At 66.6% G+C, this 19539-nt stretch carries 19 protein-coding genes; 16 read left to right on the top strand and 3 right to left on the bottom strand.

From position 1 onward, the window contains the following. Window positions 1–14 precede the first annotated feature (14 nt). Window positions 15–707 carry an OmpA family protein gene (locus tag V9K84_RS01340; RefSeq protein WP_043862629.1) on the bottom strand — a complete coding sequence of 231 codons (693 nt, stop codon included), beginning with the start codon at window positions 705–707 and terminating at the stop codon, window positions 15–17. Window positions 708–866: 159 nt separating this feature from the next. Here V9K84_RS01340 and V9K84_RS01335 point away from each other — a divergent pair, with 159 nt between their 5' ends. The 16 genes from V9K84_RS01335 (at window position 867) to pdeM (ending at window position 18330) form a co-directional block, all read left to right on the top strand. Then, on the top strand, window positions 867–1361 hold the full coding sequence (locus V9K84_RS01335) for a DUF6231 family protein (protein ID WP_043862630.1): 495 nt from the start codon (window positions 867–869) through the stop codon (window positions 1359–1361). Between the two features lie 4 nt (window positions 1362–1365). After that, the gene (locus V9K84_RS01330) at window positions 1366–1842 is read left to right on the top strand and encodes a YchJ family protein (protein ID WP_043862631.1); all 477 of its coding nucleotides are present in this window, start codon (window positions 1366–1368) and stop codon (window positions 1840–1842) included. Between the two features lie 2 nt (window positions 1843–1844). Further along, the gene (locus tag V9K84_RS01325) at window positions 1845–2324 is read left to right on the top strand and encodes an LEA type 2 family protein (RefSeq protein ID WP_043862632.1); all 480 of its coding nucleotides are present in this window, start codon (window positions 1845–1847) and stop codon (window positions 2322–2324) included. A gap of 6 nt (window positions 2325–2330) precedes the next feature. Further along, on the top strand, window positions 2331–2537 hold the full coding sequence (locus tag V9K84_RS01320) for an SEC-C metal-binding domain-containing protein (RefSeq protein WP_078480560.1): 207 nt from the start codon (window positions 2331–2333) through the stop codon (window positions 2535–2537). Between the two features lie 98 nt (window positions 2538–2635). Then, window positions 2636–3277, top strand: a complete 642-nt coding sequence (locus V9K84_RS01315) for a glutathione binding-like protein (protein WP_043862633.1) — start codon at window positions 2636–2638, stop codon at window positions 3275–3277. A 116-nt stretch (window positions 3278–3393) separates the two neighbouring features. Continuing rightward, entirely contained in the window at window positions 3394–5832 is a 2439-nt protein-coding gene (locus V9K84_RS01310; protein WP_088513949.1) for a penicillin acylase family protein, read from the top strand. Window positions 5833–6008: 176 nt separating this feature from the next. Then, window positions 6009–8036 carry a c-type cytochrome gene (locus V9K84_RS01305; RefSeq protein WP_088513950.1) on the top strand — a complete coding sequence of 676 codons (2028 nt, stop codon included), beginning with the start codon at window positions 6009–6011 and terminating at the stop codon, window positions 8034–8036. 108 nt (window positions 8037–8144) lie between these two features. Further along, window positions 8145–9161: a ligase-associated DNA damage response exonuclease gene (locus V9K84_RS01300; protein ID WP_043861951.1), complete on the top strand. Its 1017-nt coding sequence runs from the start codon at window positions 8145–8147 to the stop codon at window positions 9159–9161. Continuing rightward, entirely contained in the window at window positions 9158–10795 is a 1638-nt protein-coding gene (locus V9K84_RS01295) for an ATP-dependent DNA ligase (protein WP_088513951.1), read from the top strand. The genes V9K84_RS01300 and V9K84_RS01295 overlap by 4 nt, the downstream gene beginning before the upstream one ends. A 111-nt stretch (window positions 10796–10906) precedes the next feature. Beyond that, a complete protein-coding gene (locus V9K84_RS01290) occupies window positions 10907–11689 on the top strand; it encodes a transporter substrate-binding domain-containing protein (protein ID WP_088513952.1) in 783 nt (260 codons plus the stop codon). Between the two features lie 103 nt (window positions 11690–11792). After that, window positions 11793–12521, top strand: a complete 729-nt coding sequence (locus tag V9K84_RS01285) for an ABC transporter permease (protein ID WP_043861954.1) — start codon at window positions 11793–11795, stop codon at window positions 12519–12521. Further along, window positions 12518–13228 (top strand): ABC transporter permease, encoded by a 711-nt coding sequence (locus V9K84_RS01280; protein ID WP_043861955.1) that lies wholly within the window; start codon window positions 12518–12520, stop codon window positions 13226–13228. Before V9K84_RS01285 ends, V9K84_RS01280 begins: the two co-directional genes overlap by 4 nt. An 8-nt stretch (window positions 13229–13236) precedes the next feature. After that, on the top strand, window positions 13237–14352 hold the full coding sequence (locus tag V9K84_RS01275; RefSeq protein WP_088513953.1) for a succinylglutamate desuccinylase/aspartoacylase family protein: 1116 nt from the start codon (window positions 13237–13239) through the stop codon (window positions 14350–14352). A 10-nt stretch (window positions 14353–14362) separates the two neighbouring features. Further along, window positions 14363–15127 (top strand): ATP-binding cassette domain-containing protein, encoded by a 765-nt coding sequence (locus V9K84_RS01270; protein ID WP_054914743.1) that lies wholly within the window; start codon window positions 14363–14365, stop codon window positions 15125–15127. An 83-nt stretch (window positions 15128–15210) separates the two neighbouring features. Beyond that, window positions 15211–17670: a ligase-associated DNA damage response DEXH box helicase gene (locus tag V9K84_RS01265; protein ID WP_054914744.1), complete on the top strand. Its 2460-nt coding sequence runs from the start codon at window positions 15211–15213 to the stop codon at window positions 17668–17670. Next, complete coding sequence (pdeM, locus tag V9K84_RS01260; protein ID WP_088513954.1) at window positions 17671–18330, top strand: ligase-associated DNA damage response endonuclease PdeM; 660 nt, start codon at window positions 17671–17673, stop codon at window positions 18328–18330. Between the two features lie 2 nt (window positions 18331–18332). On the opposite strand, the gene V9K84_RS01255 is transcribed toward pdeM, so the two are convergent. After that, complete coding sequence (locus V9K84_RS01255; RefSeq protein WP_058540970.1) at window positions 18333–18560, bottom strand: hypothetical protein; 228 nt, start codon at window positions 18558–18560, stop codon at window positions 18333–18335. Window positions 18561–18660: 100 nt separating this feature from the next. Continuing rightward, on the bottom strand, window positions 18661–19227 hold the full coding sequence (gene dcd, locus V9K84_RS01250; protein ID WP_028943496.1) for a dCTP deaminase: 567 nt from the start codon (window positions 19225–19227) through the stop codon (window positions 18661–18663). Window positions 19228–19539 lie beyond the last annotated feature (312 nt).

The following is a 19539-nucleotide window of genomic DNA, read 5'->3' as shown; positions in this document are numbered from 1 at the left end:
GGGGCGCAAGGGCTTCAGCGATCGATGCGAATTTCCACGCGACGGTTCATCGCGCGTCCGTCGGCGGTGTTGTTGTCTGCCACCGGCTGGGTTTCACCGGCGCCCTGCACCGAAACGAAACTGCTGCGCGCAATGCCGCTCTCGACCAGGTAGTCGGTCACCGAATGGGCGCGGCGCTCCGAGAGTTTCTGGTTGTAGGCATCGCTACCGCGGCTGTCGGTGTGCCCGGTGACGCTCAGGCGTGCGCTCGGGGCTTCGGCCTTGAGGCGCGTGGCGATCTTGTCCAGGCGCAGTTTGTCAGCCGTGGTGAGCCTGGCCGAGTCGAACTCGAACAGCACATCGCGGATAACGATGACCTCTTCCTTGACCACCACGACTTCCTCGACCACCGCGACCGGCTCCGGCGGGCAGCCGTTGGCATCGACCTGAACGCCACGCGGGGTGCCCGGGCACTTGTCACGGCTGTCCGGTACGCCATCACCGTCTTCGTCGCCGTCGCCATGGGCCCAGCAGTAACCGGCCGCCAGGCCGCCGCCGAGCAGCGCGCCCCAGCCGGCCCAGCTGGAGCTTTCGATGGCGCCCAGGGCGGCACCGCCAACGCCCCCGACGGCGGCACACTTCGGCCAGTCGGTTTTTTGCAAACCTGCACAACCAGTCAATACGCTGGTTAGCAGAACCAGAGGCAATGCTGTGCGAACTATGCTCATTTTGTCGCGTCTCCTAGGGGGAATCGGTGCAAAACCGATGCTCTGGGAGTAAAGACCGGTGATTCCATCTGCGCCAGCAATAAGCCATGGCGCTTTGCGCGTGCCTCTATGCCTTGCGTCCCGGGCCGGCTAGTCTTGACGCATTACCGAGGAGCTTCGATGACTGACCGTTTTTCTTCGCGCACGCCCCAGCAGGCCCTCGCCGCCCTGCTGGAGCACCATGCCCCGCAACGCCTGTTGCTGGTGGGCACGTCGTTTCCGGCACTGGAGGCCTTCGCCGCCGCGCACCCGCAGGCGCAGATCGCCGTGGCCCGCCCCGGCGCGCTGCCGGCCGAGCTTGCCGCGCAGCGTTTCGACCTGGCGGTGCTGGTGGACTGCCTGGAACACCTGAGCAACCAGCAGGGCCTGCAACTGCTCGGCGGCATTCGCAACCTCAACGCCAGCCGCGTGGCGGTGCTGGTCGACCTTGCGGCCAGCGGCTGGCGCGACACCGACTTCTACGCACTGGCGCTGCAGGACAGCGAGCGTTTTCAACGTGACGAGCAGGTATTGAACCTGTTCACCTATGATCTACGTGACTACAAACAGGTACCCGACTGGCTCAACGCCAAGTTCTGGGCCAACCCGCAAAATTTTGGAAAGTACTGGTGGTGATGCAATGAGTGTCTCGGTTTGCCCGTGCGGCAGCGGTAACCTGCTCGATGCCTGCTGCGGGCATTATCATGCCGGCCACCCGGCGCCCGATGCACAGACGCTGATGCGCTCGCGCTACAGCGCCTATGTGCTGGGGCTGGTGGATTACCTGATCAAGACCACCCTGCCGGTGCAGCAGGCCGGGCTGGATCGCGCCGGCATTGCCGCCTGGAGCGCGCAAAGCACCTGGCTGGGCCTGGAGGTCGAGAGCGCCGAGGTGTTCGGCGGCCAGCCCGATCACGCGTTCGTCACCTTCACGGCGCGCTGGCACGACAACGACGGCGAGCACAGCCACCGCGAGCGCTCGGCCTTCGTGCACAACGGCGGGCACTGGTACTTCATCGACCCCACGGTGGGCCTCAAGGCCGGGCGCAACGACGCCTGCCCATGCGCCAGCGGGCAGAAGTTCAAGAAGTGCTGCGCCAGCTACATGAGCCATTAGTCATGACCACCTGCGCCCGTCGGCTGCTCATCGGCCTGCTGCTGATGAATCTGGCGGGCTGCGCCAGCTGGTGGGGCGGCAGCTACCAGGACCCCGGCGTGCACCTGGTGCGGGTCGAGACAGTAAAGGCGCGGCTGATGCAGCAGGAGTTCATCCTGCACTTTCGTATCGACAATCCCAACGACAGCACCCTGCAGGTGCGCAACCTGCATTACGCGGTGTACCTGGCCGACCTGTTGCTGGTCGAAGGCGACCACGGCCAGTGGTTTCGGGTGGACGCGCACAGTCGGCGCACCATCCAGGTACCGGTGCGTACCAACCTGTGGCGCCAGCTCAAGCCCATCGCCAAGCTGCTCAAGCGCCCCGATCAGGCCATCCCCTATCGCCTGGAGGGAGAGCTGAGCACCGGATTATTCTTTGCCCACGACCTGCACTTGTTGCGCAAGGGTGAGATAATTCCCGCCGATCTCATTCCGGAGTAACCCTCGATGACCCAGCAACCCCACGTTCATGGCCCCGACTGCAATCACGATCATGACCATCACGCGCATGATCATGACCACGGCCATGTGCATGGCCCGCACTGCAACCATGCCCCTCAGGAACCTGCGCGCAATGCCCTGAAGGACGTTGGCCGCAACGACCCTTGCCCATGCGGCAACGGCAAGAAGTTCAAGAAGTGCCACGGGGCCTGATGCCTCCCCTGTGGGAGCGGGCCTGACCCGCTCCCACACACGTTGCGCCTCGACATCAAGCACAGTTCCAGCAGACGACCATCAAACGGAGCGTGACCATGATCGACCTGTATTACTGGACCACCCCCAACGGCCACAAGATCACCCTGTTTCTCGAAGAGACCGGCCTGCCCTACACCCTTCACCCGATCAACATCGGCAAGGGCGAGCAATTTGCCGAAGACTTTCTGAAAATCGCCCCCAACAACCGCATCCCGGCCATCGTCGACCACGACACCGCCGACGGCCAGCCGCTGTCGCTGTTCGAGTCCGGGGCCATCCTGCTCTACCTCGCCGAAAAAACCGGGCAGTTCATTCCCAAGGACCTGCGCGGCCGCCAGGAGGCCCTGCAATGGCTGTTCTGGCAAATGGGCGGCCTGGGCCCGATGGCCGGGCAGAACCACCACTTCAACCGCTTCGCCCCCGAGAAGATCCCCTACGCCATCAAGCGCTACGTGGACGAAACCGCGCGCCTGTACGGGGTACTGAACAAGCGCCTGGCCGACCGACCATTCGTCGCCGGCAACGACTACAGCATCGCCGACATGGCGATCTACCCGTGGATCGTTTCGCACACCTGGCAGCAGCAGAACCTGGACGACTTCCCGGCCCTCAAAGGCTGGTTCCAGCGCATCCAGGCACGCCCCGCCACACAGCGCGCCTACGCCCTGGTCGAGCAGATCAACCCGCCGCCAGCCTGAACCACGACAAGGCCGCGCGGTACTTTGAAAATAAAGCCCGCGCCCCCGCTTGCATGGCGTGATCGCGCTCACTAACGTAGCGCCTTTTAGCGCCATCCCCTGCAGGAGCCTTGCCCATGGCCTCGCCAGCCCTTTCCCCCGTTCTACCCCGGTTCGGCGTCGCCGCGACCCTGCTCGGGCTGCTCAGCCTGGGCGGTTGCCAACTGGGCAACCATCAGGACAGCGTCATCCCCACCAGCGGCGTGCAACCGCTCAAGGGGCTGGCACAGAACGTCTCGGTGCGGCGCAACGCCCTGGGCATGCCGCTTATCGAGAGCAGCAGCTTCCACGATGCGCTGTTCACCCTGGGCTATGTGCACGCGGGCGATCGCATCGGGCAGATGGTCGGCATGCGTCTGCTGGCCCAGGGGCGCCTGGCCGAGATGGCCGGCCCGGATGCGCTGGAGGTCGACCGCTTCATGCGCGCGGTCAACCTGAAAAAGAACGCCAACGACCTCTACGCCGACGCCTCGCCGCGCCTCAAGCGCTTCTTCGAGGTGTACGCACGCGGGGTCAACGCCTACCTGTTCCGCTACCGCGACCGCCTGCCGGCCCCGCTGGCCCAGAGCGGCTACCGCCCCGAGTACTGGAAGCCTGAAGATTCGGCGCTGATCTTCAGCCTGTACAGCTTCAGCCAGTCGGTGAACCTGCAGGAAGAAATCGCCGCACTGACCCTGGCACAGAAAGTCGGTGCCGACACACTGCCGTGGCTGCTGCCCAGCTACCCGGACGAACCGCTGGCCATGGCCGAAGCCGACAAGCTCAAGGGCTTGAACCCGGGCAGCCAGCTGCCGGGCCTGGCCACACTGAACAAGGTCAGCGAGCAACTGGCCGCGCTCAACCTGCTGGGCACCCCGGCGTCGAGCAACTGGGCCATCGCCCCGCAGCGCAGCCGCAGCGGCCGCAGCCTGCTGGCCAGCGACAGCCAGGGCGCCTGGGCCTTGAGCCCGGTGCAGGTACGTACCACCAAATACCAGGCCGCCGGCTTCAGCCTGGCCGGCCTGCCGTTCGTGCTGTCCGGCTTCAACGGCAAGCTGGCCTGGAGCAGCAGCGCGGCAATGGGCGACAACCAGGACCTGTACCTGGAAAAACTCAAGCGCGAAGGCAACCGCGTGCTCTATGAAGTCGACGGCCGCTGGCAGCCGGTGCAGGCGCGCAACGAGACCTACTTCGTCAAGGGCCAGCGCCCGCAACGCGAAACCCTGTACGAAACCCGCCACGGCGCCCTGCTGACCGGCACCCAGGGCAGCCTCGGCCTGGCCCTGAAGATGCCCGAACTCAAGGGCGACAAGAGCCTCGATGCGTTCTTCGACCTGTCGCGGGCACAGAGCGTCGAACGTGCCTTCGACGCCAGCCGCGAAATCGGCGCCGCCGCGCTGAACCTGGTGTTCGCCGACGCCGCCAACGTGGGCTGGCAGGTTACCGGCCGCTACCCCAACCGCCGCGAAGGCCAGGGCCTGCTGCCCTCCCCAGGTGCCGACGGGCGCTATGACTGGGATGGCTACGCCGACGCCATGCTCCACCCCTACGACCAGGACCCGCCGCAAGGCTGGCTGGGCAATGCCAACCAGCGCAGCATTCCCAAGGGCTATGGCCTGCAACTATCCAACAGCTGGTACTACCCCGAGCGTGCCGAACGCCTGGCGCAGCTGGCCGGCAACGGCAAGCACGACAGCCGCAGCCTGATCGCCATGCAGTACGACCAGACCACCCTGTTCGCCGCCAAGCTCAAGGCCATGTTCGAAGCACCCGGCATGGCCCAGCAGCTCAAGCAGGCCATCGACGCCCTGCCCGCCGAGCAGAAGGCCCGCGCCCGCGAGGCCTACACCCGGCTGATGGCGTTCGACGGGCGCCTGAGCCCGCAATCGGCGGATGCCGCGGTGTACGAGCTGTTCCTGCAGCAAAGCGCCCGGCAGATCTTCCTCGATGAGCTGGGGCCTGAAACCAGCCCGAGCTGGCAAGCCTTCGTCGCCAATGCGCGGCTGTCGTACTCGGCCCAGGCCGATCACCTGCTGGGCCGCGACGACAGCCCGTTCTGGGACGACCGCAACAGCCCGGGCAAGCAGGACAAGCCGACGATCCTGGCCCGCAGCCTGGCCGCGGCCATCAGCGCCGGCGAAGCGCAGATGGGCACCGACCGCCGGGCCTGGCAATGGGGCAAGCTGCACCAGTACCACTGGCCCGTCAGCGCACCCTATGGCCTGGGCGACACGCTCAAGCGCGGCCCGCTGGCCACCGGCGGCGACCACACCACACTCAACGCCTCGGCCTATGCCTGGGGCCAGGACTTCGATGCCCGCCTGATGCCGTCGATGCGCATGGTGGTCGACTTCGGCCTGGCCGAGCCGCTGCAGGGGGTGAGCAGCAGCGGGCAGTCGGGCAACCCGGCCAGCGCGCATTTCGCCGACGGCCTGGATGCCTGGTTCAAGGGCAGCTACGTGACCTTCCCGTTGCAGCCGCAGAACTTCGAACGCGCCTACGGCAGCAAGCGCCTGACCCTGGTGCCCGGCAAGTAACCCCTTCGGCTCGCCGTCGCCCTGGCGGCGAGCCCCTTTCTCACCCCGCGCTGATCCATATCAAAGTGCCACCCTCGTCCATCGGCTATAACCGGGTTTGTCTGATGACCCTATAAAAACGATTGCGGATACGTGCCTACAGGACCACCTGCGGCCGCATCCAAAGGACGATTGCGATGGCTTCTCTTGTATCGCGTCTGGCCATGCTTGGCTCGACGCTGCTGTTTGCGTACCCCGCGTCTGCCAGTGAGCCGCCCCCGGCAACGGCAGTCGAACGCGGCGCCTACATTGCCCGTCTGGGCGACTGCGTGGCCTGCCACACTGCCAAGGGCGGCGAGTTGATGGCCGGCGGCCTCGAACTGACCACGCCGATGGGCACCATCTACTCCAGCAACATCACCCCCGACAAGGTCACCGGCATCGGCCGCTACACCTTCGAGCAGTTCGACCGCGCCATGCGCGAAGGGGTGAACGCGGCCGGCACCAACCTGTACCCGGCCATGCCCTACCCCTCCTACGCGAAAATGACCGAAGGCGACATGCGCGACCTGTACGCCTACCTGATGGAGGACGTGAAGCCGGTCAACCAGCCAAACCTGGAAGCGGACATGAAGTTTCCGTTCAGCCAGCGCTGGGGCCTGTCGCTGTGGAACCTGGTGTTTCTCGACAAGCAACCCTTCGTGGCCGACCCGGCCCGCAGCGACGAGCTCAACCGCGGCGCCTACCTGGTACAGGGCCTGGGCCACTGCGGCGCCTGCCATACCCCGCGCGGCGTGGCCTTCCAGGAAAAGGCCATGGACGACGCCGGCAGCGGCGGCCAGCACTTCCTGGCCGGCGAGACCGTGGAGCACTGGCGCGCCCTGAGCCTGCGCAACCTGTGGACGGTGGAAGACACCGTGCAGTTGCTCAAGACCGGGCAGAACCGCTTTGCCACGGTGTCGGGCAACATGGCCGAGGTGATCTCCCACAGTACCCAGCACTTCACCGACGCCGACCTCACCGCCATCGCGCGCTACCTCAAGTCGTTGCCACCGGGCAAGGACGACCTGCCGATGCCGATGGTGGAACGAACCCCTGCCCCAGCGCCGGACAACCTGTTCACCAGCCGCGGCGGGCTGGGCTACACGCAGTTCTGCAGCGACTGCCACCGCCCGGACGGCGCCGGCGTGGCGGGCATGTTCCCGCCACTGGCGCACAACCCCAGCGTGGCCTCGGCCAACCCGACCTCGCTGCTGCACATCACCCTGACCGGCTGGCAGACCGCCGAAACCGTCGCCCACCCGCGGGTGTACACCATGCCCGGGTTCTCGCGCCTGACCGACACCGAGATCGCCGAGATCCTCACGTTCGTGCGCAGCAGCTGGGGCAACGACGGCTCGGCGATCAGCGCAGCGCAGGTGGCCAAGCTGCGCCAGCAGCTCAAGCCCCAGGACCGCGACGCCTCGACCTTCGAGACCCCGCGCCTGGCCGACCTGCTGGCGGCCAGCAATGCCGATCAGGTGGTGCGCGGCATGCGCCTGCACCTGCAGACCCGTGACCTGCTGCCCGACAACGTCGGCAACGCGCTCAACTGCACCAGTTGCCACCTGAACGCCGGCACCGTGGCCGACGGTTCGCCGTTCGTCGGGGTATCGGCCTTCTTCCCCGGCTATGCGCCACGGGCGGGCAAGGTGATCACCCTGGAGGAGCGCATCAACGGCTGCTTCCGGCGCTCGATGAGCGGCTCGCCGCTGCCACCGCAAGGGGCCGACATGCAGGCGATGGTGGCGTACTTCGAGTGGATGAAGAACAACACCAAGCCCGAGGACAAGGTGCCAGGGCGCGGTGTAGGCAAGGTCGACCCGTCGATCAAGCCCGACCTGGACAACGGCAAGCAGGTGTATGCCCAGCAGTGCGCGGTGTGCCATGGCAACGACGGCGAAGGCCTGACCCGTGCCGACGGCACCTGGATCTTCCCGCCGCTGTGGGGCGAGCAGTCGTTCAACATCGGTGCCGGCATGGCGCGCACCTACACCGCGGCCGCCTTCGTCAAACGCAACATGCCGATCGGCATGCACGAGAAGTTCCCGCTCGGCCAGGGCGGCCTGTCCGACCAGGACGCGGTGGACGTGGCGGCCTGGTTCTCCAGCCAGCCACGCCCGGACTTCCCCGACAAGGTCAAGGACTGGCCCAACGGCGGGCGCCCGGTAGACGCGCGCTACTGAAGCAGCCCCCCTGCAGCGTCGCCGGCAGCACGCCGGCGACGCTTTCGGATCGAACTTCACCGGCCCGGCCGCGCTCCTAGGTTAAACCCCCAGCGCAGCGGCCTTGGCATGGACCTGGTGATTGCACGACCCGAAGGATTGTATTGCCCACCCGGGGATTTCTACATCGACCCGTGGCGCCCCGTTGAACGTGCGGTGATCACCCACGGCCATGGCGACCACGCCCGCAACGGCAACCGCCACTACCTCACCGCCAGCCCCGGCGCGGGCATCCTGCGCAGCCGCCTGGGCGCCGACATCAACCTGCAGACCCTCGACTACGGCCAGCGCCTGGACCACGGCGGGGTGACCCTGAGCTTGCACCCGGCCGGCCATGTGCTGGGCTCGGCCCAGGTGCGCCTGGAGTATCGCGGCGAGGTGTGGGTGGCGTCCGGCGACTACAAGGTCGAACCCGATGGCACCTGCGCACCGTTCGAACCGGTGCGCTGCCACACCTTCATCACCGAGTCGACCTTCGGCCTGCCGATCTACCGCTGGGAGCCCCAGCAGCAGATCTTCGACCAGATCAATGCGTGGTGGCGCGAGAACATCACACTGGGCAAGGCCAGCGTGCTGTTCTGCTATTCGTTCGGCAAGGCGCAGCGCATCCTGCATGGCCTGGACCCGAGCCTGGGGCCGATCCTGGTGCATGGCGCGGTCGAGCCGCTGAACCGGGTATACCGCGAAGCGGGTGTCGCCCTGCCCGCCACGCTGCATGCCAGCGAGATGGACAAGCACGACCCACGCATGCGCCAGGCGCTGATCCTGGCCCCGCCCTCGGCGGCCGGCAGCAGCTGGATGCGCCGCTTCGGCGACTACAGCGACGCCTTCGCCAGCGGCTGGATGCGCCTGCGCGGCACCCGGCGCCGGCGCGGGGTGGACCGCGGCTTCGTGCTCTCCGACCACGCCGACTGGCCCGGCCTGCTATGGGCCATCGAACAGACCGGGGCGCAGCGGGTGATGGTGACCCACGGCTCGGTGGCCGTGCTGGTGCGCTACCTGTGCGAGCGCGGGCTGGATGCCCAGGCGTTCGTCACCGAATACGGTGACGAGGATGAAGGCGCCCCGACCGAGGCCAGCGCATGAAGGCCTTCGCCGAACTCTACGGCCAGCTCGACGCCACCACCTCGAGCAACGCCAAGCGCGATGCACTGGTGCGCTACTTCGCCAGCGCCAGCCCCGCAGACGCCGCCTGGGCGGTGTACTTCCTGGCCGGCGGGCGGCCGCGCCAGCTGGTACCCACACGGCTGCTGCGCGAGCTGGCAATCAGCCTGTCGGGTTTGCCCGACTGGTTGTTCGAGGAGAGCTACCAGGCCGTGGGCGACCTGGCCGAGACCTTTTCGCTGCTGCTGCCCGAAGCCGCCCACAGCAGCGACGCGGGCCTGGCCTACTGGGTCGAGGATTGCCTGCTGCCGCTGCGCGGACTGCCGCTCGAAACCCTGGCGCAGCGCCTGCCGCCCCTGTGGGCACAGCTCGACCGGCAGAGCCTGCTGGTGTGCCTGAAGCTGGTCACCGGCAGCTTTCGCGTCGGCGTGTCGAAGCTGCTGGTCACCCGCGCCCTGGCGCAACTGGCTGACATCGACAGCAAGCGCGTGGCCCAGCGCCTGGTGGGCTACACCGACCTGTCGCACCGCCCCACGGCCCAGGGCTACCTCAAGCTGATCGCGGCCGAGTCCGAAGACGAACATGCCCAGCGCGGCGGCCAGCCGTACCCGTTCTTTCTGGCCCATGCGCTGCAACAGCCGGTGGACCAGTTCGACGCCCTGCTCGGCCCGCCCCAGGCCTGGCAGGCGGAATGGAAGTGGGACGGCATCCGTGCGCAGGTGGTCAAGCGCGAGGGCCAGCTGTGGGTGTGGTCACGCGGCGAGGAGCTGCTGACCGAGCGCTTCCCCGAACTGCAGGCGCTGGCCGCCGTGCTGCCCGATGGCTGCGTGGTGGACGGCGAGATCGTGGTGTGGCGCGACGGCGTGCAACCCTTCGCCCTGCTGCAGCAGCGCATCGGGCGCAAGACCCTGGGCAAGAAGATACTGGCCGATGCGCCAGTGGTGCTGTTGGGCTACGACCTGCTCGAATGGCAGGGCGCCGACTGGCGCAGCCGCCCGCAGGCCGAGCGCCGGGCGCAGCTGGAAGCGCTGGTTCAGACCACTGCGCACCCGGCGCTGCGCCTGTCGCCGGTGCTGCAGGGCGACACCTGGGCCGAGCTTGCCGCCCAGCGCGAGGCATCGCGCAGCCTGGGGGTCGAGGGCCTGATGCTCAAGGCCCGCGACGCCCTGTACGGGGTGGGCCGCACCAAGGACATGGGAGTGTGGTGGAAATGGAAAATCGACCCGTTCAGCGTGGACGCGGTGCTGATCTATGCCCAGCGCGGACATGGCCGGCGCGCCAGCCTGTACAGCGACTACACCTTTGCGGTGTGGGACGCCCCCGCCGGCAGCCCGCAGCGTAGCCTTGTGCCCTTTGCCAAGGCGTATTCGGGGCTCAGCGACGAAGAGATGCGCAAGGTTGATGCAATCATCCGCAAGACCACCGTGGAAACCTTCGGGCCGGTACGCAGCGTGACCCCGACGCTGGTGTTCGAACTCGGCTTCGAGGGCATCGCACTGTCCAAGCGCCACAAGAGCGGGATTGCGGTGCGCTTCCCGCGGATGCTGCGCTGGCGCCTGGACAAACCGGTGGACGAAGCAGACGACCTGGCCACGTTGCAGTCGCTGCTGGGGTAAGCGAAACGCAGCAATTGGGACTATGGTGCGGAAATTGCTGTGAGCTTGATGTCGAGCGGCCAGCGGTAACGCTGCGCAGCCACCCATCACTTGCGCTTGAAGGACCACACCATGAAAAAAGCTCTGCTGACGCTGTCTGCTCTGGCGTTGTGCCTGGCTGCGGGCAATACCCTGGCCAAGGACTACAAGGAACTGCGCTTCGGCGTCGATCCCTCCTATGCCCCTTTCGAGTCCAAGGCCGTCGACGGCAGCCTGGTGGGCTTCGACATCGACCTGGGCAACGCGATCTGTGCCGAGCTCAAGGTCAAGTGCAGGTGGGTCGAGAGCGACTTCGACGGCATGGTTCCGGGCCTCAAGGCCAACAAGTTCGACGGCGTGATCTCGTCCATGACGGTGACCCCGGCGCGGGAGAAGGTCATCGACTTCTCTGACGAGCTGTTCTCCGGGCCTACCGCACTGGTGTTCAAAAAAGGTGCAGGCATGAGCGCCGACCCGGCCTCGCTCAAGGGCAAGACCGTCGGCTATGAGCAGGGCACCATCCAGGAAGCCTATGCCAAGGCCGTGCTGGACAAGGCCGGGGTCAAGACCCAGGCCTACCAGAACCAGGACCAGGTGTATGCCGACCTGATTTCGGGACGCCTGGACGCCTCGATCCAGGACATGCTGCAGGCCGAACTGGGCTTTCTGAAATCGCCACAGGGCGCGGGCTACGAAGTGAGCCAACCGGTGGACAGCGAATTGCTGCCGTCGAAGACGGCAGTGGGCATTAAGAAAGGTAACAGCGAGCTGAAGGCCCTGCTGAACAAAGGTATCAAAGCGTTACACGATGATGGCACCTATGCCGACATCCAGAAGAAGCACTTTGGTGATCTGAACCTGTACAGCGGCAAGTAGGGCCGGCCTCTTCGCCGGCAAGGCCGGCTCCTACACGGGTACGCGGTGCGTGCAAGAGCTGACGCACTGCGTACCCAAGGTCCCACCCGCACAGGCTCGCCCCATGCTTGACGACCTCCTGCAACACCTGGGCCTTGGCGCCTTCAGCCTCAGGGGCTTCGGCCCGCTGCTGCTGCAAGGCACCTGGATGACCCTGCAACTGTCCTTCATGTCGCTGCTGGTCAGCGTCGGCCTGGGCCTGCTCGGCGCCAGCGCCAAGCTCTCCGCGTTGCCGCTGCTGCGCATCCCCGCGCAGCTCTACACCACGCTGATCCGCGGGGTGCCCGACCTGGTGCTGATGCTGTTGATCTTCTACAGCCTGCAGACCGGGCTCACCAGCCTGACCGACGCCATGGAGTGGGACTACATCGAGATCAACCCCTTCGCTGCCGGGGTCATCACCCTGGGCTTCATCTACGGTGCCTATTTCACCGAGACCTTTCGCGGCGCGATCCTCGCGGTGCCGCGCGGCCAGGTCGAAGCGGCCACCGCCTATGGCCTCAAGCGCTTTCAGCGGTTTCGCTTCGTGGTGTTCCCGCAGATGATGCGCTTCGCCCTGCCGGGCATCGGCAACAACTGGATGGTGATGCTCAAGGCCACCGCGCTGGTGTCGATCATCGGCCTGGCCGACCTGGTCAAGGCCGCCCAGGATGCCGGCAAGAGCAGCTACCAGCTGTTCTACTTCCTGGTGGTGGCGGCCTTCATCTACCTGCTGATCACCAGCGCCTCGAACGTGGCCCTGCGCTGGCTCGAACGGCGCTACAACGTCGGCACCCGGGAGGCGCTGCGATGATCGAGCTGCTGCAGGAATACTGGCGCGCGTTCCTCTATACCGACGGCACCCACATCACCGGGCTGGCGATGACGATGTGGCTGCTCAGCGCCTCGCTGCTGATCGGCTTCGTGGTGTCGATCCCGCTGTCGATTGCACGGGTGTCACGGCGCCTGTGGGTGCGCTGGCCAGTGCAGTTCTACACCTACCTGTTTCGCGGCACGCCGCTGTATATCCAGCTGCTGATCTGCTACACCGGCATCTACAGCCTGGAGGTGGTGCGCGGGCAACCGCTGCTCGACAGCTTCTTTCGCGACGCCATGAACTGCACCATCCTGGCCTTTGCCCTGAACACCTGCGCCTACACCACCGAGATCTTCGCCGGCGCCATCCGCAGCATGCACCACGGTGAAGTCGAGGCAGCCAGGGCCTACGGCCTGCGCGGCTGGAAACTTTATGCTTATATCATCATGCCGTCCGCGTTGCGCCGCTCGCTGCCGTACTACAGCAATGAGGTGATCCTGATGCTGCACTCGACCACCGTGGCCTTCACCGCCACCGTGCCGGACATCCTCAAGGTCGCCCGCGACGCCAACTCGGCCACCTTTCTGACCTTTCAGTCGTTCGGTACGGCCGCCATCATCTACCTGTGCGTGACGTTCGCACTGGTGGGCCTGTTCCGCCTGGCCGAACGACGCTGGCTGGCCTTCCTCGGCCCCGCACACTAGGACCGTTCATGCACCACAAGACCCACGACATCCTGGCCCCGGTGCCGGGGATTTGCCGCCAGATCCACAGCTTCCACTTCGGCCCGCGCGGTGCCGGCAAGGTCTATATCCAGGCTTCGCTGCATGCCGACGAGCTGCCCGGCATGCTGGTGGCCTGGCACCTCAAGCAACGCCTGGGCGAATTGCAGAGCCAGGGCCGCCTGCGCCACGAGATCGTGCTGGTGCCCATCGCCAACCCGGTGGGCCTGGAACAGGTGCTGATGGACGTGCCCCTGGGGCGTTTCGAGCTGCAGAGCGGCGAGAACTTCAACCGCCACTTCGTCGACCTGAGCGACACCATCGGTGACCAGATCGAAGCGCACCTGACCCAGGACCCGCGGCACAACGTCGAGCTGATTCGCGAGTGCATGCGCCGGGCGCTGGACGCGCAGCCTGCCGCCACCCCGCTGCAATCCCAGCGCCTGGTACTGCAACGCCTGGCCTGCGATGCCGACATGGTGCTGGACCTGCACTGCGACTTCGAGGCCGTCGCGCACCTGTACACCACCCCGGAAGCCTGGCCCCGGGTCGAGGCGCTGTCGCGCTATCTCGGGGCCCAGGCCAGCCTGCTGGCCACCGATTCGGGCGGGCAGTCGTTCGATGAGTGTTTCACCCTGGTGTGGTGGCAGCTGCAGCAACGCTTTGCCAAGCAGTTCCCCATCCCCCAGGGCAGCTTTTCGGTGACGGTGGAGCTGCGCGGTCAGGGCGATGTGAGCCACCCGCTGGCCAGCACCGACTGCGAGGCGATCCTGAACTACCTGACCCGTTTCGGTGCCATCGAAGGCGAGGCCGCCCCCTTGCCGCCCCTGCCCTACCCGGCCACGCCGCTGGCGGCGGTCGAACCGGTGGCCACGCCGCTGGGCGGCCTGCTGGTGTTTCATGTCACCCCGGGCCAGCCGGTGCAGGCCGGGCAACTGATCGCAGAGGTGATCGACCCGCTCAGCGACCGCGTGACCCCGGTACACAACCAGCAGGCCGGGCTGCTATATGCCCGCTCGCTGCGACGCATGGCCACCGCTGGCATGGTGATTGCGCATGTGGCGGGCAACCAGCCGTACCGCAGCGGCTACCTGTTATCGCCATGAGGGGCCGTGCATGTACAAACTGACCATCGAAGGCCTGCACAAGCGCTACGGCGAGCACCATGTGCTCAAGGGCGTTTCACTGCAGGCCAGCACCGGCGACGTGATCAGCCTGATCGGCGCCAGTGGCTCGGGCAAGAGCACCTTTCTGCGCTGCATCAATTTTCTCGAACAGCCCGACGAGGGCAGCATGACCCTGGACGGCCAGCCGGTGCGCATGGTGCACGACCGCCACGGCCTGCGCGTGGCCGATGCCGACGAGCTGCAGCGTATCCGCACGCGCCTGGCCATGGTGTTCCAGCATTTCAACCTGTGGAGCCACCTGAGCGTGCTGGAGAACATCAGCATGGCGCCGCGCCGGGTGCTGGGGGTAAGCCGGCACGAGGCCGAGGAACGGGCACGTGCCTACCTGGACAAGGTAGGCCTGGCGCCCCGGGTGGCAGACCAGTACCCGGCGTTCCTGTCCGGTGGCCAGCAGCAGCGGGTGGCGATCGCGCGGGCGCTGGCAATGGAGCCGGAGGTGATGCTGTTCGACGAGCCGACTTCGGCGCTGGACCCGGAGCTGGTGGGGGAAGTGCTGCGGGTGATCCAGGGGCTGGCCGAGGAAGGCCGCACCATGATCATGGTGACCCACGAAATGAGCTTTGCACGGCAGGTATCGAGCCAGGTGCTGTTCCTGCATCAGGGGCTGGTGGAGGAACAGGGCGCACCGGCCGATGTGCTGGGCAACCCCAGGAGCGAGCGGCTGCGCCAGTTCCTGAGTGGCAACCTCAAATAACCCGACGATTGTCACCCGCTAAAACTAATGCCGGGCATTGATGGTCTGTGAAGACACACCCACTGCCCACAAGCGGCCCCGGCATGCGTAAACCGTCCGACCTTGCTGGCCCCTGGTTTGCCACCCGTGGCTGGAAGCCCTTCGCCTTTCAGAAGCGCGTGTGGGCCGCCGTCGCCCGCGGCGAATCCGGGTTGCTGCATGCCAGCACCGGCGCCGGCAAAACCTACGCCCTGTGGCTGGCCGCGCTGCAACACCTCCATGCCCAGGACACGCCACGCGCCAAGCACCCGGCACCGCTGCAAGTGCTGTGGATCACCCCCATGCGCGCCCTGGCCGCCGATACCGCGCGGGCCTTGCAGGCGCCACTGGACGCGTTGCAGATTCACTGGAGCCTGGGCGTGCGCAGCGGCGACACCTCCAGCGCCGAGCGTGCCCGCCAGAGCCGGCGCCTGCCCAGCGCCCTGATCACCACCCCCGAAAGCCTGACCCTGCTGCTGACCCGCGATGCGGCGCAGAGCGAGTTCGCCAGCCTGCGCCTGGTGGTGGTGGACGAATGGCACGAGCTGCTCGGCAACAAGCGCGGTGTACAACTGCAACTGGCCCTGGCGCGCCTGCGTCGCTGGCACCCGGGCCTGATCGTATGGGGCATCTCGGCCACCCTGGGCAACCTGGAGCATGCCCGCGACGTGCTGCTGCCCGAGGGCGGTTGCCTGGTGCAAGGCCGCCAGGACAAGCGCATCGAGGTCGATACCCTGCTGCCCGAAGCCATCGAGCGCTTCCCCTGGGCCGGGCACATGGGGCTCAAGATGCTCGCGCAGGTGCGCGATGAGGTGGCGCGCAGCAGCAGTTGCCTGGTGTTCACCAACACCCGCGCCCAGGCCGAGCTGTGGTATCAGGCGCTGCTGGAGGCGCGCCCCGACTGGGCCGGCATCATTGCCCTGCATCACGCCTCGCTGGCCCGCGAAACCCGCAACTGGGTCGAGCAGAGCCTGAAACAGGGCCAGCTCAAGGCAGTGGTATGTACCTCAAGCCTCGACCTGGGGGTGGATTTTCTGCCCGTCGAACGGGTGTTGCAGATCGGCTCGGCCAAGGGCGTGGCGCGTCTGATGCAGCGCGCCGGACGCTCGGGGCACGCGCCGGGCCGCCCTTCGCGGGTGACCCTGGTACCGACCCACAGCCTGGAGCTGGTGGAGGCCGCCGCCGCCCGCGAGGCCGTTGCAGCACGCCAGATAGAGGCAAGGCGCTCTCCGGCGCTGTGCATGGATGTGCTGGTGCAGCACCTGGTGAGCATGGCCCTGGGGGCCGGGTTTCGCCCCGCGCAACTGCTCGAGGAAGTGCGCAGCACCTGGGCCTATCGGCACCTGCGCGACGAACAGTGGCAATGGGCGCTGGAATTCGTGCGCAACGGCGGTGCCTCGCTGGGCGCCTACCCTGACTATCACCGGGTCATCGAAGCGCCGGACGGGGTATGGCGGGTGGCCAACGCGCGCCTGGCGCGCCGCCACCGCATGGGCATCGGCACCATCGTCAGCGATGCGAGCATCCAGCTGAAGTTCTGGAGCAAGGGAGGCGGCGGGCGCAACCTGGGCAGTGTCGAGGAAGCCTTCGTTGCCCGCCTGCGCCCGGGCGATGCCTTCCTGTTCGCCGGGCGCACGCTGGAGCTGGTGCGCATCGACAACATGACCGCCTATGTGCGTCGCAGCACCGCGCGCAAACCTGCCGTACCACGCTGGAACGGCGGGCGCATGCCGCTTTCCAGCGAGCTGGCCAGGGCCGTGGTCGAGCAGCTCGACAGCGCTGCGCACGGTCGCTACCACGGGCCGGCCATGCAGGCGGTCAAGCCATTGCTGGAGCTGCAGCGGCGCTGGTCGGTGATCCCCACCCACGACATGCTGCTGGCCGAGACCTGGACCTCGCGTCAGGGCTGCCATCTGTTTCTCTATCCATTTGCCGGGCGCACCACCCACCTTGGGCTGGCCAGCCTGCTGGCGTGGCGCTACAGCCGCAGCCAGCCGGCGAGTTTCTCGATTGCGGTGAACGACTACGGCCTGGAACTGCTGTGCCCTGGCGAAGTGCCGTGGGCGGCCATGCTGCCGGACCTGCTGAGCCCCGATGAACTGCTCGAGGACGTGCTGGCCAGCCTGAATGCCGGCGAAATGGCCATGCGCCGTTTTCGCGAAATTGCGCAGATCTCCGGGCTGGTGTTCGGCGGCTATCCCGGCTCGCACAAGAGCACCCGGCAGATCCAGGCGTCCAGCGGCCTGTTCTTCGAGGTGTTCCGCCAGCACGACGCGGGCAACCTGCTGCTGGGCCAGGCCCGTGACGAGGTACTGAACGCAGAGCTTGAGATCGACCGGCTGGCGCAGGTACTGAGCCGGCTGGGCGGTTTGCGCCTGCATCTGCAGCCGCTTGCGCGCCCGGGCCCGCTGGCCTTTCCGCTGCTGGTGGAAGGCATGCGCGAAACCCTGAGCACGGAAAAGCTCGCCGACCGCATCGCCCGCATGGTCGCCGACCTGGAAAAGGCCGCGAGCCGGGAGCGCTGAATGAGTCACTGCCTGAACATCGACGTACACGGCGAGCAGCTCTGGCTGCTGGGGGACAAGGCGCTGTACTGGCCGGCGCGCAAGGTGATGCTGGTGGCCGATGTGCACATCGGCAAGGCGGCGGCATTTCGCGCCCAGCACCTGCCCGTGCCCCGCGGCACCACGCAATCGACCCTGCAACGTCTGGACCGGCTGCTGACCAGCTACCCGTGCGAAGAGCTGATCGTGCTGGGCGACTTTCTGCACGCACGCACCGGCCGCGCCGCGGCCACGCTGGAACGCGTGCAGCAATGGCGGGAGCAGCACGCCCGGCTGAAGATCACGCTGATACGCGGCAACCACGACCTGCATGCCGGCGACCCGCCCGAGGGGCTGCGCATCGATGTGCTGGACGGCCCGCTGCTGCTGGGGCCGTTCGCCTTGCAGCACGAGCCCGAGCCCCATGCCACGCACCTGGTGCTGGCCGGCCACGTACACCCGGTGTATGTGCTGCGGGGGCGCGCGCGGCAACGCCTGCGCCTGCCCTGCTTCGTGATCGGCGAACGGCTCGGCCTGCTGCCGGCCTTCGGGGACTTCACCGGCGGCTGGGCAGTGCAGCCTCAGCCGGGTGAGCGCGTGTACCTGACGGCAGACGCGCAGGTATGGCCGGTCAAGCCCTAGGCTCAGGCAACCGGTGCCGGTGGCGGTTCATCAGGGAGTGTGGGTTCACCCGGTTCCATCGGAGGGTTATCGCCTGGCTGCGGCGGCGACGGGGTGTCCGGGCCAGGCTGGCCGGGGACGCCACCGGCCTGCATCAGTGGCGGCTGCGCGAGCAATGACCAGGCCACCAGCCCGATCTGATTGGGCTGCAGCACGGCAAGTTTGGCGCTGATTGAGGGGTCGAGTTTCATAGGCGGCTCCTGAGCGAAGTCCGACACGCCTCCTGGCGTGCCGGGACGGTTCATCTGCTTGGAGTGCCTTGCCGGCGAGTAATTCCCTCGCTTCGTCGGCTCAGGTGCGCGGCAGGGTCACACCGCGCTGGCCCTGGTACTTGCCGCCGCGGTCCTTATAGGACACTTCGCACTCTTCGTCGGACTCCAGGAACAGCATCTGCGCCACGCCTTCGTTGGCGTAGATCTTGGCCGGCAGGGTGGTGGTGTTGGAGAACTCCAGGGTCACGTGGCCTTCCCACTCCGGCTCGAGCGGGGTGACGTTGACGATGATGCCGCAACGGGCATAGGTGCTCTTGCCCAGGCAGATGGTCAGCACGTTGCGCGGGATGCGGAAGTACTCGACGGTGCGCGCCAGGGCGAAGGAGTTGGGCGGGATGATGCACACGTCGCTCTTGACGTCGACGAAGCTGCCGGCGTCGAAGTTTTTCGGATCGACGGTGGCCGAATTGATGTTGGTGAACACCTTGAACTCGTCGGCGCAGCGCACGTCGTAGCCGTAGCTGGAGACGCCGAAGGAGATCAGCCGGTTGTCGCTTTCGCCGCGTACCTGACGCTCGACGAAGGGCTCGATCATGCCGTGTTCCTGCGCCATGCGGCGAATCCACTTGTCCGATTTGATGCTCATGGCGGGTGTCCTGAAATAGCGTGGTGAAGAAATTCTGTGGGGCATCTTACCGGGCCCGGCGCCGGGTTCAAAGTTCCGTGCGGTGTTGGCGGCAAGATCCGCGTCATACGGGGCCTGCGCGGGGTATCGCGGCGCCGTCAGTCTTGAATTGCACGAAAGCTGAACAAGACCATTGGCACGTTCTGGAAAAAGGGTTATGGTGACGCCACTGTGCTGCACGTGTCACTGAGAATCTCTACCTGATGCAAGATCTCGATCAACCCATCTTCATGAATTTTCTGCCTCTTTGCACTCAGTCTCGGCCAGGGCGTT

The sequence above is a fragment of the Pseudomonas sp. AE27 genome, assembly GCF_037113495.1.
In the GTDB taxonomy this organism is placed as follows: Bacteria; Pseudomonadota; Gammaproteobacteria; order Pseudomonadales; family Pseudomonadaceae; genus Aquipseudomonas; species Aquipseudomonas palmensis.
The sequence above is the reverse complement of the archived record's forward strand: the minus strand, read 5'-3'. Positions and strand labels throughout refer to the sequence as shown.

Bases quoted from the DNA above. Each gene is read 5' to 3' on its own strand.
- V9K84_RS01330 (WP_043862631.1), top strand. From the start codon at position 1,366: ATGAGTGTCTCGGTTTGCCCGTGCGGCAGCGGTAACCTGCTCGATGCC.
- V9K84_RS01320 (WP_078480560.1), top strand. From the start codon at position 2,331: ATGACCCAGCAACCCCACGTTCATGGCCCCGACTGCAATCACGATCAT.
- V9K84_RS01325 (WP_043862632.1), top strand. From the start codon at position 1,845: ATGACCACCTGCGCCCGTCGGCTGCTCATCGGCCTGCTGCTGATGAAT.
- V9K84_RS01295 (WP_088513951.1), top strand. From the start codon at position 9,158: ATGAAGGCCTTCGCCGAACTCTACGGCCAGCTCGACGCCACCACCTCG.
- V9K84_RS01285 (WP_043861954.1), top strand. From the start codon at position 11,793: ATGCTTGACGACCTCCTGCAACACCTGGGCCTTGGCGCCTTCAGCCTC.
- V9K84_RS01275 (WP_088513953.1), top strand. From the start codon at position 13,237: ATGCACCACAAGACCCACGACATCCTGGCCCCGGTGCCGGGGATTTGC.
- V9K84_RS01265 (WP_054914744.1), top strand. From the start codon at position 15,211: ATGCGTAAACCGTCCGACCTTGCTGGCCCCTGGTTTGCCACCCGTGGC.
- V9K84_RS01280 (WP_043861955.1), top strand. From the start codon at position 12,518: ATGATCGAGCTGCTGCAGGAATACTGGCGCGCGTTCCTCTATACCGAC.
- V9K84_RS01305 (WP_088513950.1), top strand. From the start codon at position 6,009: ATGGCTTCTCTTGTATCGCGTCTGGCCATGCTTGGCTCGACGCTGCTG.
- V9K84_RS01335 (WP_043862630.1), top strand. From the start codon at position 867: ATGACTGACCGTTTTTCTTCGCGCACGCCCCAGCAGGCCCTCGCCGCC.
- V9K84_RS01310 (WP_088513949.1), top strand. From the start codon at position 3,394: ATGGCCTCGCCAGCCCTTTCCCCCGTTCTACCCCGGTTCGGCGTCGCC.
- V9K84_RS01255 (WP_058540970.1), bottom strand. From the start codon at position 18,560: ATGAAACTCGACCCCTCAATCAGCGCCAAACTTGCCGTGCTGCAGCCC.
- V9K84_RS01340 (WP_043862629.1), bottom strand. From the start codon at position 707: ATGAGCATAGTTCGCACAGCATTGCCTCTGGTTCTGCTAACCAGCGTA.
- dcd (WP_028943496.1), bottom strand. From the start codon at position 19,227: ATGAGCATCAAATCGGACAAGTGGATTCGCCGCATGGCGCAGGAACAC.
- V9K84_RS01300 (WP_043861951.1), top strand. From the start codon at position 8,145: ATGGACCTGGTGATTGCACGACCCGAAGGATTGTATTGCCCACCCGGG.
- V9K84_RS01290 (WP_088513952.1), top strand. From the start codon at position 10,907: ATGAAAAAAGCTCTGCTGACGCTGTCTGCTCTGGCGTTGTGCCTGGCT.
- V9K84_RS01315 (WP_043862633.1), top strand. From the start codon at position 2,636: ATGATCGACCTGTATTACTGGACCACCCCCAACGGCCACAAGATCACC.
- pdeM (WP_088513954.1), top strand. From the start codon at position 17,671: ATGAGTCACTGCCTGAACATCGACGTACACGGCGAGCAGCTCTGGCTG.
- V9K84_RS01270 (WP_054914743.1), top strand. From the start codon at position 14,363: ATGTACAAACTGACCATCGAAGGCCTGCACAAGCGCTACGGCGAGCAC.